This is a genomic window from Cellvibrio sp. KY-GH-1 (assembly GCF_008806975.1).
Lineage (GTDB): Bacteria > Pseudomonadota > Gammaproteobacteria > Pseudomonadales > Cellvibrionaceae > Cellvibrio.
Genome location: NZ_CP031728.1, coordinates 2,826,595 through 2,849,187 on the forward strand (window position 1 = coordinate 2,826,595; position 22,593 = coordinate 2,849,187).

The following is a 22,593-nucleotide window of genomic DNA, read 5'->3' on the forward strand; positions in this document are numbered from 1 at the left end:
AAAATAACTATGCCAACCTTGACCCTGCTCTCCCCTGCCAAACTAAATTTATTCCTGCATATCACCGGGCGTCGCGCTGATGGTTACCACAATCTGCAAACACTCTTTCAGTTGCTCAACTACGGGGACACCCTTAGTTTCACGCCCAATACCGACAGCCGCATCAGCCTGCAACCGGAACTTCCCGGCGTCGCCTTTGAGCAAAACCTGATTATCAAAGCCGTGCGCGCACTTGCCCCCTTCAAACCCGTTAACGCAGGTGTGGATATCCAACTGGAAAAACGCCTGCCAATGGGCGGTGGTATTGGTGGCGGCAGCAGCAATGCCGCAACCACACTGGTTGCGCTCAACCATTTATGGAACTGCAATTTGAGCAAAGCACAATTGCAGTCAATAGGTTTAACCCTGGGTGCGGATGTTCCCGTCTTCATCAATGCGCAAACCGCTTGGGCCGAAGGCGTGGGCGAGCAACTTTTGCCTGTCAAAACTCCAGCAAAATGGTTTCTGGTTGTGCAACCTGATTGCCACGTATCCACTGCTGAAATTTTTTCTAACAAAGATTTGACAAGAGATACTTCGGCCATTAAAGTGGCGGCCTTCCTTGAGCGGGGCGGTAAAAATGACTGCGAAGCCTTGGTAAAATCGCTTTATCCACCCGTGAATGAAGCAGTTACCTGGCTACAGAAATTTGATCGCAACGCAAAGATGACTGGAACCGGAGCCTGTGTTTTTGCAAGCTTTGAGTCGGTAGAACAAGCACAACAAGTGCAGGCGCAATTGCCTAAACATCTACCCGGTTTTGTAGCGCAAGGTGTTAACCAATCACCACTCTACAAACTGCTTCCAGACGTCTAAATCAAGTCATAACAGGGGCGTCGCCAAGTGGTAAGGCAGCGGGTTTTGATCCCGCCATTCGTAGGTTCGAGTCCTTCCGCCCCTGCCATTTTTCTCTCAGATTCCTCGTTAAAAAATTCCCGGTGTTTAGCGATTTCCGTGTATTCCGCTAAAATCCCAAGGGTAAAAAAACCTGCTTCGCGCAGACAGACACTCGGCTCTGGTTTTTATCTTCCGGCAATCAGCAAAAGGTATCTGACGTGACTGACTTAATGGTCTTTACCGGCAACGCAAACCCCGAACTCGCCAAAAAAATTGTGGAGCATCTGGGCCGCCCGCTGGGTGATGTTTCAGTATCGCAATTCTCCGATGGCGAAATCGCTGTCGAGCTGAATGAAAACGTTCGCGGTCGCGATGTGTTTGTCGTGCAATCCACCTGCGCACCAACAAATGACAACCTGATGGAATTGATCGTAATGGTAGATGCGCTGCGTCGCGCCTCTGCCGGCCGCATTACCGCCGTAGTCCCCTACTTCGGTTACGCACGTCAGGATCGCCGTGTACGTTCCGCCCGCGTGCCCATCACCGCCAAAGTGGTGGCCGATATGATGGTTGGCGTTGGCGTTGACCGCGTACTCACCGTTGACCTGCACGCGGAACAAATCCAGGGCTTTTTTGACGTGCCAGTAGACAACGTCTACGGCTCACCGGTACTGCTGGAAGACATTGAGCAACAAAAATTTGAAGACCTGATCGTAGTATCACCCGACATCGGCGGTGTAGTGCGTGCACGTGCTGTCGCCAAACAATTGGGAATCGATCTTGCGATCATCGATAAACGTCGCCCGCGCGCTAACGTTGCAGAAGTGATGCACATTATCGGTGAAATTGAAGGCCGCACCTGTTTGCTGGTTGACGACATTATCGATACCGCCGGCACTCTGTGCAGCGCCGCGAAAGCGCTGAAACAACACGGTGCCAAACGTGTAGTTGCCTACTGTACCCACCCGGTATTGTCCGGCAAGGCGATCGATAACATTAACAACTCCGAGCTGGATGAACTGGTTGTTGCCGACTCCATCCCGCTGAGCGAAGCGGCGCAGAATTGCGCGCGCATTCGCAGCTTGACCCTATCCAAAATGCTCGCCGAAGCTATGCGTCGCCTGAGCAATGAAGAATCCCTGAGTGCAATGTTCCGCTAGGACCTCCTTAAAGGTTCCGCTAAGCGGAAGAATAGCTCTGGTAAACCGCCACATTACATTTCGTACTGTGGTTACTGAAACCCGTCAGGTTCTGGTCGCGGATCTGTACGGAAAATTGAGGACGGAAAAATGTCTGAAGACTTTAAATTAGATGCAACTGCCCGTAACGATTTGGGGAAAGGTGCGAGCCGCCGCCTGCGTCGTTTGGCTGATCAAGTTCCTGCAGTTATTTACGGCGGCAACAAAAACCCGGCAAGCGTAAGCGTTTCTCACAAAGAGCTGATCAAGCACTTGGAACACGAAGCTTTCTACTCTCACATCATCAGCCTGAGCGTAGATGGTGCTGCAGAAGACGTGATTTTGAAAGACGTTCAACGTCACCCATCCAAGCCACAAGTACTGCACTTGGACTTCCTACGCGTTGATAAAGCAACCAAGGTACACACTCACGTACCCCTGCACTTCATCAACGAAGCTACTTCTAAAGGCGTGAAAATCCAGGGCGGCAAAGTAGTTCACAACCTGACCCAACTGGACATCATCTGCCTGCCACATCAACTGCCTGAGTTTATCGAAGTTGACCTGGCTGATGCAGAAGTAGGTACCATCCTGCACATCAGCGATCTGAAACTGCCAACCGGCGTTGTTTCTGCTGATCTGCAAAAAGGTGCGGACCACGATTTGGCGGTTGCCACCATCGTTAAGCCGAAAGGCGGTGCAGAAGGCGAAGAAGCGTAATTCTTCTTGCTTATGCCAAAGGGCGGCGTCTTCGGACCCCGCCCTTTTTTATTGATACTGCGCACCTTTTAATGAAAGGTATTTTGCAAAAAGATACCGTCGAAAATCGGGATCCGGAATATTCTCATGAGCAATGCAATTCAATTAATCGTCGGCCTTGGCAACCCTGGCAATGAATACGAACGCACTCGCCACAATGCCGGGCAAGATTTTGTCGAAGAACTTGCGCGTACGCTGGGCGTTACGTTGCAGCCCGACAACAAATATTTCGGTTATAGCGCACGCGCCAATTTTCAGGGGCAGGATTTACGTCTCCTAATCCCCACTACTTACATGAATCGCAGCGGGCAATCCGTGGGCGCCCTGGCGAACTTTTTCAAAATTCCCCCCACTGCCATTTTGGTAGCGCATGATGAGCTGGATTTAGCACCCGGCGTTGCGCGCTTTAAACTGGGCGGTGGCCACGGTGGCCACAACGGTCTGCGCGATATTATCGCGGCACTCGGCAATAACCAAAATTTTCCTCGTTTGCGTTTGGGGATTGGCCATCCCGGAGCCGCGCCACTCGTTGCGAATTTTGTACTGAAACGCGCCCCATCCTCCGAGCAGGAATTGATTGATAATGCAATCGCGCGCGCAATCCAATGCACGCCTGATGCAATTAAAGGGGACTGGAATTCAGCAATGAAAAAGCTACATACAGATCCCAAAAAATAACACCATAAAAATCATTTATAACGCAACCAACAGTCGAAAAGCTGCCCATCAATTTGCTAGGATGCGCAACCGCAAGTCACTACTACAAACCAACAATAACGAATCGCCAGGCAATCCCCAACAAAACAATAAAATCAACCTCTGACCAGGTTGCCTCGCTCAGGACGGCTCCACCATGGCATATCTCTCTATCAATGGCTTATTACAGCCAGTGTTAATTACTTTATTGGCGCTCGTTTGCGCTCGCTTTTTTGTGCGCGACACAGCCGCAAGCGATACTCACGAATTTGCTGCGCTGGATGGCTTGCGCGGCCTATTGGCGTTAACGGTGTTTATACACCATAGCGTCTACTGGTTTTATTACTCCAGAGGACAAGGCTGGCACGGCGGCGACTCAGTGCTCTATGAAAATTTTGGACAAACCAGCATCTGCCTGTTTTTTATGGTCAGCGGTTTTTTGTTTGGTCATAAGCTATTGGAGGCACGCCAAAAACCGTTGGATTGGCTCAGGCTGTACTGCTCGAGACTGCTGCGCTTGGGGCCTCTGTATTTCACAGTCCTGCTATTTATCCTCGCCCTGATTACCGTTAAGTCCAGTTTTACCATGCATCAGGATTGGCATGAGTTCTGGACCAGTTTGCGCCACTGGCTACTCTTTACTATCCCAAGCCACGCTGACATCAATGGTTTTCCAAATACTCATGTCCTAACCGCCGGCGTTGTTTGGACACTTCCTTACGAGTGGTATTTTTACCTGTGTTTACCTGCCGTCAGCCTGCTGCTCGGCAGTCGCAGCCAAACCAATCCTTTGCCCTGGCTGCTGATCAGCGCGGCCTGCGTGCTAACCTTCAGCTACTGGGGTTTAGATTCCACTCTGCTGTGGGGATTCGTCGGAGGTTTCGTTGCCGCTTTGGCAATTCGCCACACGGAATTACGCCGGCTACTTCGCGGCATGAACTGGGTAGCTCTAGCGTGCCTGATCATTGGCTACACCTGTTTTACCACCAACGAATACTACACTCGTCTGCTGATCCTGACGGTGGCATTCACCAGCATCGCTGCGGGCACCAATCTGTTTGGCGTACTGACAAGTCGCAGTTGTCGGGCACTGAGTAATATCAGCTACGGCATTTACTTGCTTCACGGACTTGTACTCTATCTGACATTTAACTGGGTCCTCAGCCCGGAAACCAGCATCGCCATGACAGAGCAACAACATGTTCTGTTGATGATCGCAATCACGCCGGTAATAGTCGCTATTTCTGCGCTCAGCTGGCATTGGGTTGAATGGCCTGCGATGCAAAACACGACAAAACTCGCACGCTGGCTGCGCAGCCTTAACCCTCCAGCACCCGTAGTCGCCCCAACCTCGGTTGACCCCTCGCATTCGATGAGCAACAACCAACCCAGCCAAAGGACAAATGAACTGGTGGAGCAGCGCCATGACTAATCAGTTACCAAAACATTTTGAGCTAGGATCGAACCTGGTATTACCTATGGCGCCCATTGGTAGACATTCACCAGCGCGCTTTAGCTACTCACTCTATTGGGCCACCATCGCCCTGTTCGTTCTCGCCGCCGCAGCGCGCATACTGTGGCTGGGCGAGTACCCGGGGGGCCTTAATCAAGATGAAGCCTCCTCTGGCTATGATGCCTGGGCACTCTTAAGTGAAGGTATTGACCGCCACGGACTCAGTTGGCCGGTCCACTTTATTGCCTGGGGCAGCGGCCAAAACGCGCTTTATGCCTACCTGTCCATGCCGTTTATCGCCTTGGGTGGACCCAGTGTTGGGAACCTCAGGCTCGCCGCTGCCTGCCTGGGCATCATGGGATTATGGATTTTTTGGCGACTGGGTCGTCGGCAGGATCAGCAACTGGCATTTTGGGCACTACTGGTGATAGCGACCAGTCCCTGGCACCTAATGGCATCGCGCTGGGCGCTGGAGTCCAATGCTGCCCCGCCCGTCGCACTGCTTGCGGTCTATTGCCTGACCAAAGCCAAAGCAGACCTGCGCTGGCTGGTTGGGGGCTCAGCAGTTCTGGCAAGCGCCGTCTATGCCTACGGTACTGCTTACTTTTTCGCACCGCTGTTTTTACTCTGCGCCTGGATAATTGTAGCTCGTCAACGCTCAATTCCGTTTACGTGGCTGCTGATCAGCGCTCTTGCCGCCTTTTTTGTCGCCCTACCCATAATGGCGTTTATCCTAAACAACAGTTTTGGGTCAGGGCATTTAGCGTGGGGCCCAATCACCATTCCAAAGTACCCAAGCGAGGCTCGCTACAGCGGGATGTTTTTACCGCTGGCTGAAAACGGATGGAGCCAAATCCCAAAAAATGCCATCGAGGTTTTCCGAATGTTGCTCGGAGCACGTGACGACGGCCTGCCATGGAATGCCGCGCCTCATTGGGGGCCCCAGCTTTGGGTTTTAACCCCCTTCTTGATGCTGGGTGCTGGCTATGCATTGCGCGCACGCAACCTGACTGACGAACTCATGCTCGCGTGGCTGGTTTGCGCGCTGCTAACCGCCTGCTGCACCTCAGCCAACATCAATCGCATCAATTTCATTTGGCTACCGTCACTATGGCTATCCGCCCGTGGGTTCTGGTTAGTTAGCGGATTTACGCTCTGGAATAAAATTGCCCAGTTCAGCCTCTTCGCGGTGGGGACGTTTTTCACTCTCTACTACTTCAACTCCTGGCAAGAGCGGATTACCGAGAACTTTTTCCCGGGCCTTGGGGAATCGCTCACGGCAATTGCGGCAGAAGCGCCGGCAGATGCCCCGATAACGGTGACCCAGCACAGCGTCTATACCAACAGTCTCTACTTCTTACGCCCCAGCCCGAAGGAATATGTGGCTACGGCGATTATCCCCGACCCAACCTCGCCATTTGCCAATGTCGAAGGTTTTGGCCGAGTCACCTTCGGCATCAACGCGGACCGCATCGTCAATCGCAATTACTGGGTCGCTCACAAATCCGAACTCCATCAATTTTCGCCGCTGGATTTTAATATTAAGACCTTTGGCTTTTACGCCGCCATTACCCGTAAAGGTCAAGCTGACCGCGTCTGCTATCGCCCGCTGGATTTAAGTGGGTTCTCCGGCAAACAGGATCACGGCACCCTCAGCGTAAATAATGAAGTGGGGGCCTACTACGGCGGGCTACCCATTGCTGACCAAAGTTTTTATTCCGGGCTTGGGGTTCATGGCGACAGCCAGTGGAGCATGGAACTCAACCCTGCGGATGAAATACTCGAAATCGGTATGGGGCTGTCCTCCAGCTCCGGTTGCTCAGACGGGATGACCTTTAAAATTCTGCTGGATGGCAAACCGGTCTTTAATTCAGGCCACATGCGTCCGGGCGACATCCAGTTCACCAAGGTGCCCATCAGCGCCGCCAGCAAGCTCACTCTCGCCACCGAAGCCGGCTATCACAACCGCTGCGATCACGGACTCTGGCTGGCACCAACCATCAAGCGCTGCGCCCCCTAAAAACAGAATCACGGGGCAAGGATCGCCCCGCCTGCAACCAAACCGGCTATAATGCCGCCCTTTTTCGGGCAGCGTTGCGCCGCCCACGTTTTTGTCCCCGGCAACCTAATCACTCAAAGAGACATCACCATGGGTTTTAACTGCGGCATCGTCGGCCTGCCCAACGTCGGCAAATCAACACTGTTCAATGCACTGACCAACGCCGGCATCAGCGCCGAAAACTTCCCGTTCTGCACCATTGAACCCAATGCCGGTATCGTAACCGTACCCGATCCACGCCAGGACAAACTCGCCGAAATCGTAAAACCCGAGCGTGTCATCGCCACCACTATGGAATTTATCGACATCGCCGGTATTGTCGCCGGTGCATCAAAAGGTGAAGGCCTCGGCAACAAATTCCTCGCCAACATCCGCGAGACAGATGCTATCGCCCACGTTGTACGCTGCTTCGACGACGACAACGTCATTCACGTTGCCAACGGTGTAAACCCGGCTGCCGATATCGAAGTCATCAACACCGAACTCGCACTTGCCGATCTGGAAGCGGTAGACAAAGCCATCAACCGCTACGCCAAATCCGCAAAAGGCGGCGACAAACACGCTATCGCCATTAAAGCGCTGTTGGAAAAAATCCAACCGCATTTGGATCAAGCCAAACCATTGCGCTCCTTCCCGCTCGACAAAGAAGAAAAAGCACTGTTGAAAGAAATCAACCTGCTCACCCTCAAGCCGACCATGTACATCGCCAACGTCTCGGAAGACGGTTTTGAAAATAATCCGCATCTCGATGTAGTTCGCAAAATTGCCGAAGAAGAAAAGTCGATCGTGGTACCGATTTGCAACAAGTTAGAAGCTGACATCGCCGAACTCGAAGGCGACGACAAAAAAGAATTTCTCGATGAAATGGGCATGGAAGAACCCGGTTTGAACCGCGTTATCCGCGCCGGCTATCAACTACTCGGACTGCAAACCTATTTCACCGCCGGCGTAAAAGAAGTCCGCGCCTGGACCATCCCGGTAGGTGCAACCGCTCCGCAAGCGGCCGGCGTAATTCACACCGATTTCGAAAAAGGTTTTATCCGCGCCGAAACTATCGCCTACGAAGACTTCGTCCAATACAACGGCGAACAAGGCGCAAAGAATGCCGGAAAATCACGCAAAGAAGGCAAGGAATACGTCGTACGCGATGGCGACGTAATGCACTTCTTGTTTAACGTCTAGTCCAAATATAGCATTTCACTAGATTCCCCAAGATTTCAAAAATCGCCAAAAACAAACTTAAGCCACTGATTTTAGTGGCTTTTTTATTTCATTAGGTTTCAGATGATTTCCGGTGCATTCAATAAATTTGTGACTACACAAGTGTATACAGCGGTTGGAACAATCCAAAAAAAGTGTATATGATCAATACATAGTCACTTTTCAGGATTGCACCATGCTCACCGATGCTCACTGCCGCAATGCCAAGCCGAGAGAAAAACTCTACCGCCTGAATGACTTCAAGGGGCTCTACCTCGAAGTAAAACCTAATGGTGTAAAAGCCTGGCGCCACCGCTTCAAAGTAAACGAAAAAGCCTCATGGCTTGCGCTCGGAGACTACCCCAGCGTTAGCCTTGCAGAAGCAAGAGAAAAATCCGAAGAAGCCCGCAAGCTCGTTAAAACAGGAATCAACCCTGTACAAGATCGAGTGATCCAGCGCATCAAGCGCACGCAAGATGCGAGCAACACCTTTGAAAGCATCGCCCGAGAATGGATTACCCTGCGCGACTGGGAAGACATCACCAAAGCGCGCCGACTGGACATGCTTGAGCGAGTGGTATTTCCAAGCATCGGTAAATTACCTGTCAGAGATATAACTCCTGCTCATGTATTAGATATTCTGACCAAAACCCATAAGCGCGGAGCTCCTAGCGTCGCAGCCGAAGCCAAGCGCACCATGTCCAGCATTTTTGAACTTGCCGTAGCAACACTGAGGGCAGACATGGACCCGGTATGGCCAGTTAGAAAATCGCTGCCTGCCAATAAAACCCAACACAAAACTGCACTCACTCACGAACAAATAGGCAAGCTGCTTAATGATTTTGATAATCACCGCTGCACGTTTCAGGTGAACTATTGCATGCAGTTAATGTGGTGGACCCTATGCAGACCAAGCGAGGCAGCAGAGGCAGAATGGAGCGAAATAGATTTTGAAAAGGCATTGTGGAAAATTCCTGCGGAAAGAATGAAAGCGCGGCGAGAGCACATCATTCCCCTACCCGATCAAGCCATACAAATGCTGCGCGTACTTCACGGGCTAACAGGGCAGCGCAAACATCTATTTCCTGGTCGCGATGATCGCAATGCACCAATGTCTGCCGCGTCGCTTCGCCAAGCGCTTAATAAACTTAAATGGGGCGGAACCTTTAGCCCACATGCCACACGCACAACGGGTAGCACACGCCTCAACGAAATTGGCTATCGACCCGATGCGATTGAAGCCCAACTCGCGCATGCAGATCCCAATGGGGTGCGCCGCAGCTACAATCATGCAACTTATTTGGATGAGCGCAGAGAAATGATGCAAGCTTGGGCCAATAAACTCGAACAGTGGAAAAAGGAAACTGATAAATGAGCCGTGATAAGGAGATCTATTATCCTGACGACCCAGAAGGAAGAGCCGCGTTCAGGCAACACCTTGTGAACAGCATTCTTGAATCGAAAGAACTCAGAAAACACCCTACTGAATTGCAAGAAAAGTTTCTTTTCATGCTAAGCAATGGCTGGAGAACAAAAAATCTAGCAGTCGAGAGAGACCGCAGACGATCTATTGAAAAAGTAGGAACTGACGCGAGGCGTTTGCAACACGCCATTGAAACACTACAAGAAAAGGATCGAAAAGCACTTGATTACGAGCATAATGACGCCCCACTATCGGAACTATTGCTCGCACTAACCAAGCTCAAAGAAAAATCAGAAGCACTTGCCAATGCGATACAAGGGGAACATGAGGAAATCAGAAAAATCCAAGATGACCTCAATGCAGTCGGTATTGTCAACACTCTTCAAATGTTCGGCATACCCTGCGCAAGCAGAAATGATCATCCCAACAAAAAAGAAGCCCCTCAAGAATCAGTCAATCAAAAAAATACCAAAAAAGAGTTATTACCACAAATCCATAAATACACATCCACCAGTATGCGATGTGTAATGTTGGCACTTTTGGATGCAGGCGAAGAAAAGCTCAGCTGGACAACGACTAATACCATTATAAAACGCGGGAAAACTCTAAAAAATGAAGCTAATGCCGCAACACTAGAAACCAAAGCGTCAGAACTATATTTCCTGGTAGACCCTTTTTGGAAGCACGTAAAGATTGAAAAAAATGATTGAGATTGGAGCAAGGCATTTATATGCACAAAGATTGTGCGCTCGCGTAACCTAAAATTCATATTCTGGGCACACCACTTGACCACATGCATAACAATCAGCGCTAAGTCTTTAGTTTAGTGCCTAAGCAGATGACTATCCGCTTTGACCAATTAAAAATTATCCTTACCAAATTCTGGAACCGGCTCAATCAATCCACGAGAACGCCATCTATTACCATTGACAAGTGAGTCAAACTCAACTCCATTTGCCAATTTAAGATTGTCAGCATGATCTGTTACGATAATTTGGGGAGAAAAGCCATGCTCCCTAATTGACTCTTCGCAATAGACCGAGAGTTGGCTAAATAGGTTTTCTACAGCATTAATATCGTCATCCGTTTTCTGGCTGTCGTTATCTCTATGCTCAAGCTGATTAATCAATCGCTTGTCGAATTTATCGGACGTATCCATTTTAAAGCTTGGAAAATAAACTTGTGTGGGCTGATCCAGAAACAAGATCGAAGGAATTGCACAACGCTCTCCCAAAGAGGCAAAATATTTGTGTAATGCCAAAAATAAAGTCACATGGCAATATAACCAATTAGCGCCACTCCCCATAGATCTCAGGAATATTTTTTCTCCCTTAGGATTTAAATGGTACAAATCAAAGGTTTCAAAAGAAAAATGTAAATTGACGGGCTTGTAGCTGGCCTCAAATTCAAAATTTTTCCCAATTTCTTGCATATAGCCATTTACTATTTCATCCGCCTTAAGCAAACCATCCTTATAGTTGTAGGACATAAGCCGTTGTTCGATTTTCCTCAATTCGGAAGTTATTTTTTCATGCCGAAGATTGACCTCTGTGTCACTAGCAAAGTTGATCGAATCAATTAATACTTCCAGTTTTGCTTTTACTTGTAAAATCAATTCATAAAGATTTTTCTTTTCAGCCAATTGTTTTTCAGCTTTTTCAAGATCAACTATTTGAGATTTTATTTTTAAAATATCCTGTGATAGTTCTGTTGTTTCATGCTTTAATTTTACCAGCTCAGAGTCAAACTTAGCTCTTATTGGCTTTGCTTGTTTTAAGTTAGATGAAAGCTTAATGATTGCATCTTGAAGCTGACGGGCATTTTCCTGTAACTCTTCATGCTCTGTGTGACAGAAAGGGCAAACAGACTTGCCTACACTGATCGTTCTGTTCTGTTCAAAGCCGACTCCATTCGCTACAAAGCGTTCTTCTTCACTAATATTGCGCTGAATAGATGCACCTTGTCGCTGTAATTTTCGCAACTGGTGTGTTTTTGCTGCAAGCTCCTGTTGTAGGGCAATATGGCGCTGTACGGATGCGCTGGAAAGTGGCTCAATATTTTCCGGCTTTATAATATTATTCAATCTATCCTTGGCATCTTGAGGATGGCGTAAAATTTCCGACAATGACACGGGAGGGTTTTCAAAACCCATAGCTGAATACAACTGTAGAAGAAGCGGTTCAATTTTTTGTTTTTGACTTTCTGCGAGCTTCGAATTGGCTTCTTTTTCTCTTTTCACTCTTCCCAGCTCTATTAATAACTGTTCTTTTTCTTGCGACAAATGAAAGAACTTCTGATCGACCAGTCCAAGAAAAATTTTGCTGTGATCGATTGCTTGGTCTCGCTTTGCTTTTTCATCGAAACGGTAAAAAAGCGCATGTTTATTTGCTACCAAATTTTGATGCTGAAGCATGAATGAAGCAAAACTACGAATTGATGGAGTTGGTGATTTTGCATTGTTCTTACGATACTCTTTTGCAGCCAGCGACTCATCCACATCATCTATGTCTAAAAACAAGTCTCTGACTATTTTTTTGAAGTCATCAAGTGGTCTGAAATGCGTTGCAACAAAATATTCAAGGTTGATTTTTGCTGGATCATAGCTCTCTTCTCTGCGAAAAAATGCCTTTCCATTGTCTGGTAATCGTCCAATAACAATATCCTTACCATCCACATTAATATAGACATAATAAAGAGCAGCACTTTCTGTTATTACACCAACAGGCACAGTGTATTCACTACTACCGAAGCAATAGTCGAAAATTTCTATCAATGCACTTTTGCCCGTCGACGATTTTCCTGTAACGACATTCAGTCCTTGCTGAAATCTAACAGGATGGACGCCCCCTGATTTGTCAATTACACCTAGCTCATAAATAAATGTTTTCATCGCGGCGTCACTCCTAACAGCGCATATACTTCAATTACAGATAAATTACTAAATATTTTTCCTAAATTTTTCGCGCTTTTCTGTTCAACAAATTTAATTTCATCTGGATTTTCGACAGAAATGGCTAATGAGTCGGAGTTGATAATTATCCAATCGTTAATTAAGCAATACTGTAAACTTTGATCGGTTAATTGCTTAAAGCTATCTATTCTTTCCTGTAAGTCATAAAGCGGAATTTTATCTGAAAATATCGTCCATATCGTACTACCTCCATTATTTTTGAAAACCGCTCTTTCAATTTTTTCTTTATATACAGGATGGCTACACAATGGGATAACCAGCTGCGAAAGCAGTAGGTTTCTTTCAACGCCTTGTAAATTTAAATAAAATGATGCTAGAAATTCACCATATTTGAAGGGGTTATATTCCGTTTGGTAAATGGCATCAACTAAGCTCGTCATTATTCACTCTCCATTGTAAATTTTTACCTTCACTATCCATCGCGTCATGAATTAAGCCATTTTTAAATACGTAATCAGGATTCTCATAACCCTCTATGCCAAAAGGCTGCTCATTTATTACTTCGTCATAGAGATCCTTAGATCTGCTAATAACGTCTCCAGTTTTACGGCTAATTGTGGCGTACTTTCTTTTGAAATTTCTCGTTAATTGATCTTGATAACGCGCAGCTGTATTTCGAAACTGAGGGTAGCCATGTAGCTCCTCGCGAAGGGAGTTATGTAGCTCAAGCCAGTTGCCAACGGCTTCAGGCAAAGCATCTGCATATTGAATGGCATGAATTTTTTGGACGAATAATGCGTCGCTATGCGTGTCCAGTTCTTCTTGGGTCGCGTCCCTTAGCTCGAAGGAGGGAATGGTAAATAGCCGTGGACGAAACTGAGCGGTTAAGGCTTCGCGTTTTTGGTCAAACTCCATTTTGGTAATTACCCAACTATTTGGAGTAGCTTTCTCGTAAATGAATCCTATTAAAGCCTCCGCATAAGCTTGCTGATTTGATTTAGGAATAGATCCATCAAGTGATAGGAAGAATTTTTTTCGTAGTTCACCCTCGTTATCTGCTTCTAGGTGAAGAATGACTTTTGCAAGAATACATTTTAGACGACTAATATCCGAGTCCATTACGGCCTTTTGTAGTTTTACTATTTCCGATGGCTCTTTGGCATTAATCTCTTCAGGTTTACGTTCCGCGTAAATTTCTTGTAGAGTTTGTAATCTTTGGTCCGTAGATTGAACATTCCAATCTTTAAGCTTTGTCGTTGAGCCAAAAGATTGTGTTGAGTACAGCACTAATGCGCCATAGCCTTCATGTTGAAACTCAGAAGCAAGCCAATTTTTAAGTGTATTCCATAAATTGATATGATTATCAGTTAACGTCCCTGCATACTTTTTTACTTCTGTCTGTTTTGCTTGAGATAGGTCTTGTCCTGTTATACTGATATCGCCATCTTTTTCAAACCAAATTGATTGGCCATCTTGGAGTAAAAAAGATTGATTCATGCCAATTAAAACTTGGTAGTGAAAGGCCAGTGCTGTCGCTAATGCTGCGTTTTTTGGGTGACCACCGCTCATATTTCCTCTTTTTATACTTGTACCTTGAGATTTTAATCCACGTCAATTTGGCTTCTAACAGACTATAAGACAGGCTTCGCGTTTGGCTCTCGTTAGCGCGACATAGATCAGTCGTCTTTGATCTATTGATTGTTTCGCATCACTCTCAACGAGCTTATTTGAAATCACGATAACGCGATCAAACTCCAAACCCTTGGCTCTGTGCATGGTTGAGAAAAATACACTATCAACTGAAGTGGTATCTGCTTTGGTCGCTTCCACAGTATCTACAGCGAAACCTTTGGTTTTGAAATAGTTACTTGCTTGGTCTCGTATCACTTTTGTCGGTGCAACAATACACAGGCTACGTTTTTCAATACCATCGATATTTTGCCACTCTTGGGTAGCTGAAACAGCTTTGGCAAATGCCACTTCCAATGAGGCAACCTCTTCAACCTTTGGTGCGGGTCCATGAGAAAGAGATTTGTATCTAACGCCTTCATCGATACCCTCGTCGAGATCGTCGATCTCTATGCCTTCTAACATCGAAAGTGCTAATTTTCTTATCTCATCCGTGGTTCGATAATTAATATACAATTTTCTTGCGCGACCCCTGATGTCCACACCACATTGAGACAGCGCAGCTTTATTTCTACTGTAGATTCGCTGATGTCCATCACCGACAAAAAACAATGAATTTTCTTCAGTGTTAATCATCGCACGCAAAAGTCGAATAGCCTGCGGGCCAAAGTCTTGCGTTTCATCAATCACAATTGCCGAATATTTTCCGAATGGTTTTTCACGCAGTAACGTAGCGGCATCACGGTAGGCATCGTCAACTTCTTTTAATTTTCGAATAGAGAGTTGGTGTCGGTATTCTTCAAATACCGGCCATATAGAATCGCGCACCGCACGTTTCAATACTCCGCCACGGCCAACGCGCTTAGCTAAGCGATATTCGTCCAAAGTTGAAATCCCCTGCGGTAATACAACCTGCTCCAATTCTGACTCATAAAATGAATCTGGCAGATCCAGACTTTGATCTTTTGCTGCTAGCGCCATCTCCCATGCCAGCTTGGCATCACCACTGCGGTTATACACAATGGTATTCCCATAGCTGCGACCGCGTAAAAAATTATGCACCCAAGCATCCAAATTCGTAACTTCGATTTTTTTTAAGGTGTCCGATGAGCAAAGTGATTTTAGATTCTGCTCTATATCCAAAGCCAAGTTTTTCGTGAAGGTTGTGAAGAGGACTCGCTCATCGTCCAGGATTTTATTTTCCGCTAACCATTTGGCACGGTGCATTGCAAGCACTGTTTTACCAGTACCTGCTCCACCTAATACTCTCGCGGGCCCATTGAAATTTTTATTAGCCAACTTACGCTGAGTCGGATGCAAAAAGACACGCCATTGAGCCAGCGGAGCGTTCATAATGGCTTCGAGCGCCTCATCGTCCACCACAACAAATCGCGCCTGAGACTCAGCGCTATCCAACGCCTTACTAAAATCTTGAGTATCAATGACTTGATCAACACGCGTTTCACGTGCCATGAGAATTTGCGTTACAGAATCACCAGCCAAATATAAAAATAAGCCCTCGTAGGCTTCGATTGGTAAATAGGGCTGGATTCCATCAAGGCTCGTGTCATCAGGCAACTCGCTAACATTTGTTATCCAATCCTCAGGCACGCCAAGACTCAGCAATTCTTTATCTGTTAATTTACTGAATGGCCTTGTGGGTTCTGAAAAGCTTTTTGATACTGTTTCTTTCACCACGATTTGCTCGGTGAAGACGATTTGCATTGCACCGGTTATTGGATTGATCGCCAGTTTTTTGTTTTCTGCCCAGCGATAAGCTTCATCATGGTGGGCGACGTAAAGCAGAACATAGACATCGCCGTTAGCGGGCTTAAAAACAATGCCCCTCCAGTCTTGATCAATCCGCACAGACTTCATGTTTGAATCGCGGGCGGCGTTAATATTTTCGTAATTGATGCCAGGTGATCTAGGATCTGCTTGAAATTTTATCGCCCACTTTAAAATTTTGTTTTGTATCGCACTGGGAAGTTTGGCTAAATTAGCTAAAAATTCCTGTGCCAATGCCACTTTAGGCTGCAAACTCATAGCAACTCCTTAATGTTGATCTGCCAAAAGGCTTTGTATTTCTGTAGGCCAATCAGGCTTGGCGACCACAACGCGCCAACCATCAGCTTCCCATATTTGCACACTCTTTACCTCATCGCCGACCAAAACCGCTACTTTCTGGCTAACCCATACAAGCTCAGCAATATATTCCACATTATTCACATCAATCGAATAACCTACCTCGTCGGGCGGCTCTACACGCAAAGCTTGAAGTGCTCTTACGTCAGGTAACAGTGAAGAGATAATGGAATCAAAAACGGCATTCCATTCTTGTTCTTGAGCTCCGGCCAGCTCGTTAAGTGATGAGGAACCACGCACCCCTGAAGATAAACAAGAATAATCATCAGCGTCTAAACCAGCCCTAGTAACCATCAACGTACCAGGCAATACTTGCAAGTGATTGTACAAACTTAACCAATAGCGCCATATCTCGCGTAACGTATCAGCGTCTGCTAATTTTTCATCCAGCAATACAACTCCGGAACTGTCACCTTGAGAAAAATCAGCTTTTGCAAAAGACTGAGGCCACTGAATTCTGACGCAAGGCTGGATATTTACAGCGCTAATAACAGGCGCAGCAGTTTTAGAATAGACCTGCATAAATTCAGGCAGCATATCCCAATAGTTTTTTTGATCTGCACGCAATGATGAAACCAGAGTTGGATCTATATTCAACATTCGAAAAGCCAGAGCGGCTGCCTGTCGTTGCATAAAGATTAAATGCGCATCGTTAGTTGAATCAGCATCAGAAGCCAGAAATTCAAGTAGAAGTGCAATCGAATTTTGTTTAAATTTTAGTTCATTTGCTTTGAGCGGAGACGGTGTTTTGGACCCGTCGTTATTCGAGAATCGCCCCACCAGATCCAAATCAGTCTGAATATCACCCCGCAAAGCACCATCAATATCGTCGCTCGTTACAGACCATACCCAAAAATTTTCGCTCATAACAAGCGCAGATCGTTTACGCGCATCCTCTCTTAAAATTGCTTGGTGGTATTGCCAGCCATCACAAAAGACGGCGATTGGACGACGTAAAGTCTTTGCTTTAATTGGCCAGATAACACAGTCAGGTTTACATGCATAAGCAACACCTTGGTCTTTGCCAAGGTTGACTTGTAATTCAATCCAATACTTTTCGTGACCAATAGATAGCGAATAGCCTGATTTGCCCTTGATAATATCGCGTTCGATTTTTGCATTGACGAGTCCATTCTTGCCAGACAAACGCTTCAGGCTTTCAATGAATCTGGACTCCAAAACTGAGTCAAATTGAGGGTTAATAAAGATCTCGGAAATATTATTAACTTTCTCTAATTTATCCGTTGAGACCAATAATTCGCTTAACAAATCTGCAGCACAAGAACGGGATACCTTTTCCATAGCGCGCCCCAATCGATATTGGTACAAGCATCGATAGCATCCGTCTTTTTCGGGGGCAAGATTGCAACGACAGGACTGTATAGCGTCAAATGCAAGCTTCAACACATCAGTAAGCGTTTGAGCTTTTTCGCTCAAGAGTTGATCCAGATAACCAGTGCCGCCGGGTACTGAGTCATACAACATAATGTAATGACGACGAGCTACACCATCTGCTACCGGCTCGTCCTGCGCAATCATTCGCAGATGATCTACCTTGCCACCAAAACGTTTCTTTAGACCGAGTTGTAGTGCGGCCATGAAAGATTGGATAACTCGCTCATCAACGCCAGTTCTGGAGAAAGGAACCAATATACGTAACGCTTCTGAGGTAAACTCGCGATACAAAAATAGACAATCCACAATATTGTCGGGTGAATCAGAATCGCGATGAATACAATCGAAGGCGTGGTCTTGCGCTTTCGACTGTCCATCACGTCGTATTGGTTTCTGAACTTTTCCACAATGCTTGCATAATTTGAATCCGGGACGGGCTGATTCTTTATCAGCAATTTTAAATTTATCCCCACTTCCCCCCGATTCGCCAAAGTTAATATCGCGAAACTGGACTTTGCTGATAAATTCAAATCCAAATGGCAGAGAATCTGATTTCAGTCGCCATGCATGTTTTACGTGCTGGATATCAAACTCTGCAAGCAATTGCCGCTCATAAAATTTAGGCTCGCGCTCTTCCGCACTGTCATCAATTCGAACTTTGGTGTCATCGCTATTGGCTATAGCTTGTTTGAAGCGAAGCAATTGTCGTTTTTGAGTAATATTTTTCCACATGAGATCGCCGCATTTTGGACACATCTCTTGGTTATCTCCGACTTCGTCTAAATGTTCCATATGCTGGCAGGATGGACAAAGTCGCCAAGTTTCTGGCTTGGAAAGACTCATATTAATTTGATCGATTTCGACGCGTCGTTGATTTGCATAAAACCTATTTTCCGGTGCAAATTCAGATAGGGCCGACGCAGCAGGTCGTTCGTATTTTAACGCGGGAAGTGCAATATAATTATTCTCACTGACTTCATCTGACGCTTTCTTTCGCCATAGGATGGATTTCAATTCCACGCCAGCCTCTGGGAAAGCATAATTAGGAATTAAGCCTTCATCGGCCAAGGTGTTCAGTAGCTCACGCTGGTCAATTTCGCGAATAATAGCCAACGCACTATCGCGTTCACGCTGAAGCTGCTCAATTTCCGCGGTGATTGCTTCATCTTTTGGTTGTTTAACTAAAGAACCTAATTTTTCTTTAATCGCATCGGCTCTTTTCTTTTGCAAGGATTTTTCTTTCTGCAAATTTTCAAATACTTCAAATAAGCGGACTACAATACTTTTTTCGTCCTCTGAGCCTTTGTAATATTGGGTGATACGTGTTGTGATGGCTTCTGGAATATTGTTGCCCAGTAAAGCGATAAATCCTGGCAACAGTTTCGCCTCGTGCAACTCCATGTAATTTTTTAATAAGTAAGGGAAGCGCTTTTCATCGTGTTTTTCTATAGCGGAAAGCACGAGTGATGTCTTATCTGGTAAAGCAGATTCAGCAATTCCACTGGCAACCCAATCATCCATACAAAATGCCATTAACTGCCGACGCAACACTTCCGGTGCCTGCAAGAAAATTCCAGGCGGAGTCACATCACCAGACAACATTTCTTCTGGTTCTGCAAAAAAATAAAGATCATGCGGGCTGGTACCATCTGCCAGTGTTGTGGTCATGGCATTGCCATCACGACGCCCGGCACGCCCAATGCGCTGCAAAAAGCTGGCTTGATTGGGAGGAACCGAACACAACAACACAGAAGACAAACTCCCAATGTCTACACCCATTTCTAATGTGGGCGTAGCCGATAAAAGATTTTCATACCAAGGCTGTGCTGTCTCATGCTTGAAGCGCGATTCCAACTGCTCACGCTCGTCACGCTCTAACAGCCCGGTATGTTCTGCGGCTATAACTCGGCGTAAATCACCTGAACTGAAACGGTCACGAAGCCATGAATCAGGTTCGCCAATCAATGAATAGCGAATGGATACAGAATCCAAACATGGCATGCCTACTAATAATTCAGCCGCCTCTGCGGGGACTGTTAAGCGGCGCTTTTTATCTTCTGTAAACAGTAGCTGGGTTTGTGAATAGAGATTTATTGATTGTGGGCTTAATCCAATGCTAGGCCCAAATCTTTCACTTGTATGCCTGTGTAAAATTTCTTGTGCGATTAAAATTTCGATAGCTTCAATGTAAGCCGCTTCGGCTATACCTATTTGCACCAATATTACATCATCACCAATACATGCATCGAACCAATTTTGGTACCACGTTTTTCTTAACGAGCCAGTTAACTTATCAAATTCGCGGTGATTCCCTAGGGTAAGGAATACTGGATGCGGGGTTTTGTCTCCAAGTGGTGGTAACCATTCACTTCGACTTTTAGCAAACGTAAAGCTGCTTATTTTTGCATCGTCTAAGTACGCTTGCATCTCCAAATAGAAAACCGCACCGCGCCTGCGTAATTGTGTTAAGAATCCCCATAGCCAATGAAACACAACTGTCTCACTCAGATGCTGTAAACCTAATTTATTTTGCAATTGCGGAATCAGCTTGGTGACTGCAATTTTTAAATGTTTTACATCGGGAGCAAGTGTTGCTTTACCGATGCGATCTAAATTTCGGCCTCGTTGGCTTAAATAGGTGAATTCAGACACCGCCTGCCATGCCAGACGTTTTTGAACACGAAATGGTAATTTGCTATTGGCTGGTAGCGTCTCTTTTTTTAATAACTCCTCAGCCCAATCTTTTTGCCAGAGCATATTCGGGCCAATGAATTCCGCCACGAAACGCTCTCTTGACATGTGGATGGGTGAACCTTCTGTTTTCCATGCAACTTCTAGCTGCTCCAAAAAACGGTTCCAGGGAATTGCAGCTTGCCCGATGTGATCAATGACTTTAGCGATTGCTGTACGTGTAGTATTGGCATAAGTACGCGCCGTAAAAAATCCAGCGCGATGCGCAGCATCTTGCACAGAATCTGAAAACGCGATGAGTTTCTTATCATCATTAAACGGGCTGGACCAGGTTTGCTCTACAACTTGCGCGCCCAAGGTTGCACTGCGAGCACCTAACAAGATGAGGCGATTGCGACTGCCGCAATCAGGGCAGGTATCGTCGTGATAATTGACCTTGGTCTGACCACTCTCAGATGATCGGACGGCAGAGGTTCTAAACACACCAATTAAACGGTCAGATCCACAGCTTGAGCATTCCGCACCCTGACCTTGCAAATGACCACAATCAGCACACAACAGCTGCTGGGCACCTTCGACAGGTAGTTGTTTGCTATAGCCCTTTTCTGGATATAAGCGCACGACGTCAGGATTGGCAGCAAACCAACCGTTATAAATTTCTTCCAAATTGTTGGATATCTTTGTGGCAGTTCCTGGCATCCGCGACAACCAAGCAGAACTGTGACAGTTGGTGCATTGAATCAGGGGCAAAAATAATGCTGAACGATTGCCGGGTAGGTCTTTGTCAGAATACAAACGCACTTCACTCGCGATAGGCGAAACATTCGTAACCATTCGGCGTAATTCACGTATCCAGATTTGCGTGCGCAGATTTAGTAAGGGTAATTTTTCTGCCTCAGGATTGCGTGCCCATGCGACCAACACTAAAAGCGCATCCAATAAGCGATCAATATGTTTTCGCGCAGCTTCACTTAGCCCTTTAAGGTCTGTGTGCAGCTCGGCCAGTGAAATCACATCACCTTTGGCCTTTTTAAGTAGATTGGAAAAGAGAACATGATGTTTTAAGAGATTTCCCAATTGCTTACGCCATTCAGGATCATTTACGTCGTCTGGTGCAGGCAGCTCGGGGAAAAACAATTCAAACCAGGCTTTAACAGCTTCTTGTTGACTCGCATATTGGGTGTGATCCAGTTGTTGTACCAAACCCTCATGCCAGTTAATAAAATATTCTATCGGCGCATCGGCTAAAAATTCTGCCACTGATTTGCGATTTTCAGTGACGACCGATTCCAAGGTAAATTCTTCACCAAAGATTTGACCTGCATAATCACAGAGCGGAGCCATACCCTCTGCGCCGCCCAAGGTTGCTGATGTGCCAGCACAAATCAAGTGATTGTTAGGTATCTTTAACCTTGCTCGCAGGCGACGAATCAACATCGCCAAATCCGTACCCTGGGCACCGTCAAACGTGTGCAATTCATCTACGACTAAATAACGCAATGTTTCCGAGTTATTGTGCATCCACAGTTTGCGATCTTTTGGTCGGATTAATAAGTAATCCAACATTTTGTAGTTTGTGAGCAAAATATCCGGCGGGTTGTTGCGCAATACATCTTGATCATAAATCACTTCATGCTGGGTCATCATCATGCCATCGCCAGTAGCAGACTTTTGCCCACCCACAAACAGCCCCACACGCATACCCGCAAATGCGGGTGTCTTGCTGATAACTTCCGCGAAGCGCCGCGCCTGATCACTTGCCAACGCGTTCATAGGGTAAATCACTAGCGCTTTTATTCCCTTTTCACCCGCATTGTTCGCACGTAGCACATGGTCTAATAGTGGATACAAAAAGCATTCTGTTTTACCACTACCAGTACCCGTAGCCACAAGCGTATTAGCTGCAAGTTTATTGCTGGTTAGTCTGTTCCAAGCGGCTTCCTGATGAATATAAGCAGGGTTTTCGGTAGTAAAACCTGTAAAAAATGTTTTGCCACTTTCACCCAATCGAAACGGTAAACCCAGTTGTAAATAAGGGCCTTTCATCCAGGCGGATTCTTCATCCACAAAGCGTTGCATCACACCGCTAAAAAATGAATCGGAAGGCTCAAAACCCGTGAGTAAAAATTGCTTTATCCCTTGTTGAATATCACGGATGAGTAATGAGGGCAGCATGAA

14 protein-coding genes and 1 tRNA gene are annotated in these 22,593 nt (G+C 46.4%); 10 read left to right on the top strand and 5 right to left on the bottom strand.

The features are described from left to right. Window positions 1-9 precede the first annotated feature (9 nt). The 10 genes from ispE to D0C16_RS12240 all read left to right on the top strand — a co-directional run bounded on the left by ispE (window position 10) and on the right by D0C16_RS12240 (window position 10,354). Complete coding sequence (gene ispE, locus D0C16_RS12195) at window positions 10-855, top strand: 4-(cytidine 5'-diphospho)-2-C-methyl-D-erythritol kinase (RefSeq protein WP_151032629.1); 846 nt, start codon at window positions 10-12, stop codon at window positions 853-855. A gap of 13 nt (window positions 856-868) precedes the next feature. Continuing rightward, window positions 869-943: transfer RNA gene (locus D0C16_RS12200), tRNA-Gln, on the top strand. Window positions 944-1,106: 163 nt separating this feature from the next. Then, the gene (locus D0C16_RS12205) at window positions 1,107-2,036 is read left to right on the top strand and encodes a ribose-phosphate pyrophosphokinase (protein WP_151034916.1); all 930 of its coding nucleotides are present in this window, start codon (window positions 1,107-1,109) and stop codon (window positions 2,034-2,036) included. A 129-nt stretch (window positions 2,037-2,165) separates the two neighbouring features. Next, the gene (locus D0C16_RS12210; protein ID WP_151032630.1) at window positions 2,166-2,774 is read left to right on the top strand and encodes a 50S ribosomal protein L25/general stress protein Ctc; all 609 of its coding nucleotides are present in this window, start codon (window positions 2,166-2,168) and stop codon (window positions 2,772-2,774) included. A gap of 126 nt (window positions 2,775-2,900) precedes the next feature. After that, window positions 2,901-3,491 carry an aminoacyl-tRNA hydrolase gene (gene pth, locus D0C16_RS12215; protein WP_151032631.1) on the top strand — a complete coding sequence of 197 codons (591 nt, stop codon included), beginning with the start codon at window positions 2,901-2,903 and terminating at the stop codon, window positions 3,489-3,491. Between the two features lie 175 nt (window positions 3,492-3,666). Further along, window positions 3,667-4,941, top strand: a complete 1,275-nt coding sequence (locus D0C16_RS12220; RefSeq protein WP_151032632.1) for an acyltransferase — start codon at window positions 3,667-3,669, stop codon at window positions 4,939-4,941. Then, window positions 4,934-6,982, top strand: a complete 2,049-nt coding sequence (locus tag D0C16_RS12225) for an NPCBM/NEW2 domain-containing protein (protein ID WP_191968704.1) — start codon at window positions 4,934-4,936, stop codon at window positions 6,980-6,982. Before D0C16_RS12220 ends, D0C16_RS12225 begins: the two co-directional genes overlap by 8 nt. 129 nt (window positions 6,983-7,111) lie before the next feature. Continuing rightward, window positions 7,112-8,203: a redox-regulated ATPase YchF gene (gene ychF / locus D0C16_RS12230; protein WP_151032634.1), complete on the top strand. Its 1,092-nt coding sequence runs from the start codon at window positions 7,112-7,114 to the stop codon at window positions 8,201-8,203. A gap of 214 nt (window positions 8,204-8,417) precedes the next feature. Further along, the gene (locus D0C16_RS12235) at window positions 8,418-9,596 is read left to right on the top strand and encodes a tyrosine-type recombinase/integrase (protein ID WP_151032635.1); all 1,179 of its coding nucleotides are present in this window, start codon (window positions 8,418-8,420) and stop codon (window positions 9,594-9,596) included. Then, window positions 9,593-10,354: a hypothetical protein gene (locus D0C16_RS12240; RefSeq protein WP_151032636.1), complete on the top strand. Its 762-nt coding sequence runs from the start codon at window positions 9,593-9,595 to the stop codon at window positions 10,352-10,354. The genes D0C16_RS12235 and D0C16_RS12240 overlap by 4 nt, the downstream gene beginning before the upstream one ends. Before the next feature lie 149 nt (window positions 10,355-10,503). Here the strand turns inward: D0C16_RS12240 and D0C16_RS12245 are convergent, their stop codons facing one another. From D0C16_RS12245 to D0C16_RS12265, 5 genes are read right to left on the bottom strand one after another with little or no spacing between them, the layout of a single operon-like run. Then, a complete protein-coding gene (locus tag D0C16_RS12245) occupies window positions 10,504-12,534 on the bottom strand; it encodes a DUF3732 domain-containing protein (protein WP_151032637.1) in 2,031 nt (676 codons plus the stop codon). After that, window positions 12,531-12,995, bottom strand: a complete 465-nt coding sequence (locus D0C16_RS12250; RefSeq protein ID WP_151032638.1) for a three component ABC system middle component — start codon at window positions 12,993-12,995, stop codon at window positions 12,531-12,533. The genes D0C16_RS12245 and D0C16_RS12250 overlap by 4 nt, the downstream gene beginning before the upstream one ends. Beyond that, entirely contained in the window at window positions 12,979-14,124 is a 1,146-nt protein-coding gene (locus D0C16_RS12255) for an adenylate cyclase (RefSeq protein ID WP_151032639.1), read from the bottom strand. Before D0C16_RS12255 ends, D0C16_RS12250 begins: the two co-directional genes overlap by 17 nt. A 54-nt stretch (window positions 14,125-14,178) precedes the next feature. Then, window positions 14,179-16,230: a UvrD-helicase domain-containing protein gene (locus tag D0C16_RS12260; RefSeq protein WP_151032640.1), complete on the bottom strand. Its 2,052-nt coding sequence runs from the start codon at window positions 16,228-16,230 to the stop codon at window positions 14,179-14,181. A 9-nt stretch (window positions 16,231-16,239) separates the two neighbouring features. Next, complete coding sequence (locus D0C16_RS12265) at window positions 16,240-22,590, bottom strand: DEAD/DEAH box helicase (RefSeq protein WP_151032641.1); 6,351 nt, start codon at window positions 22,588-22,590, stop codon at window positions 16,240-16,242. Window positions 22,591-22,593: the final 3 nt, after the last annotated feature.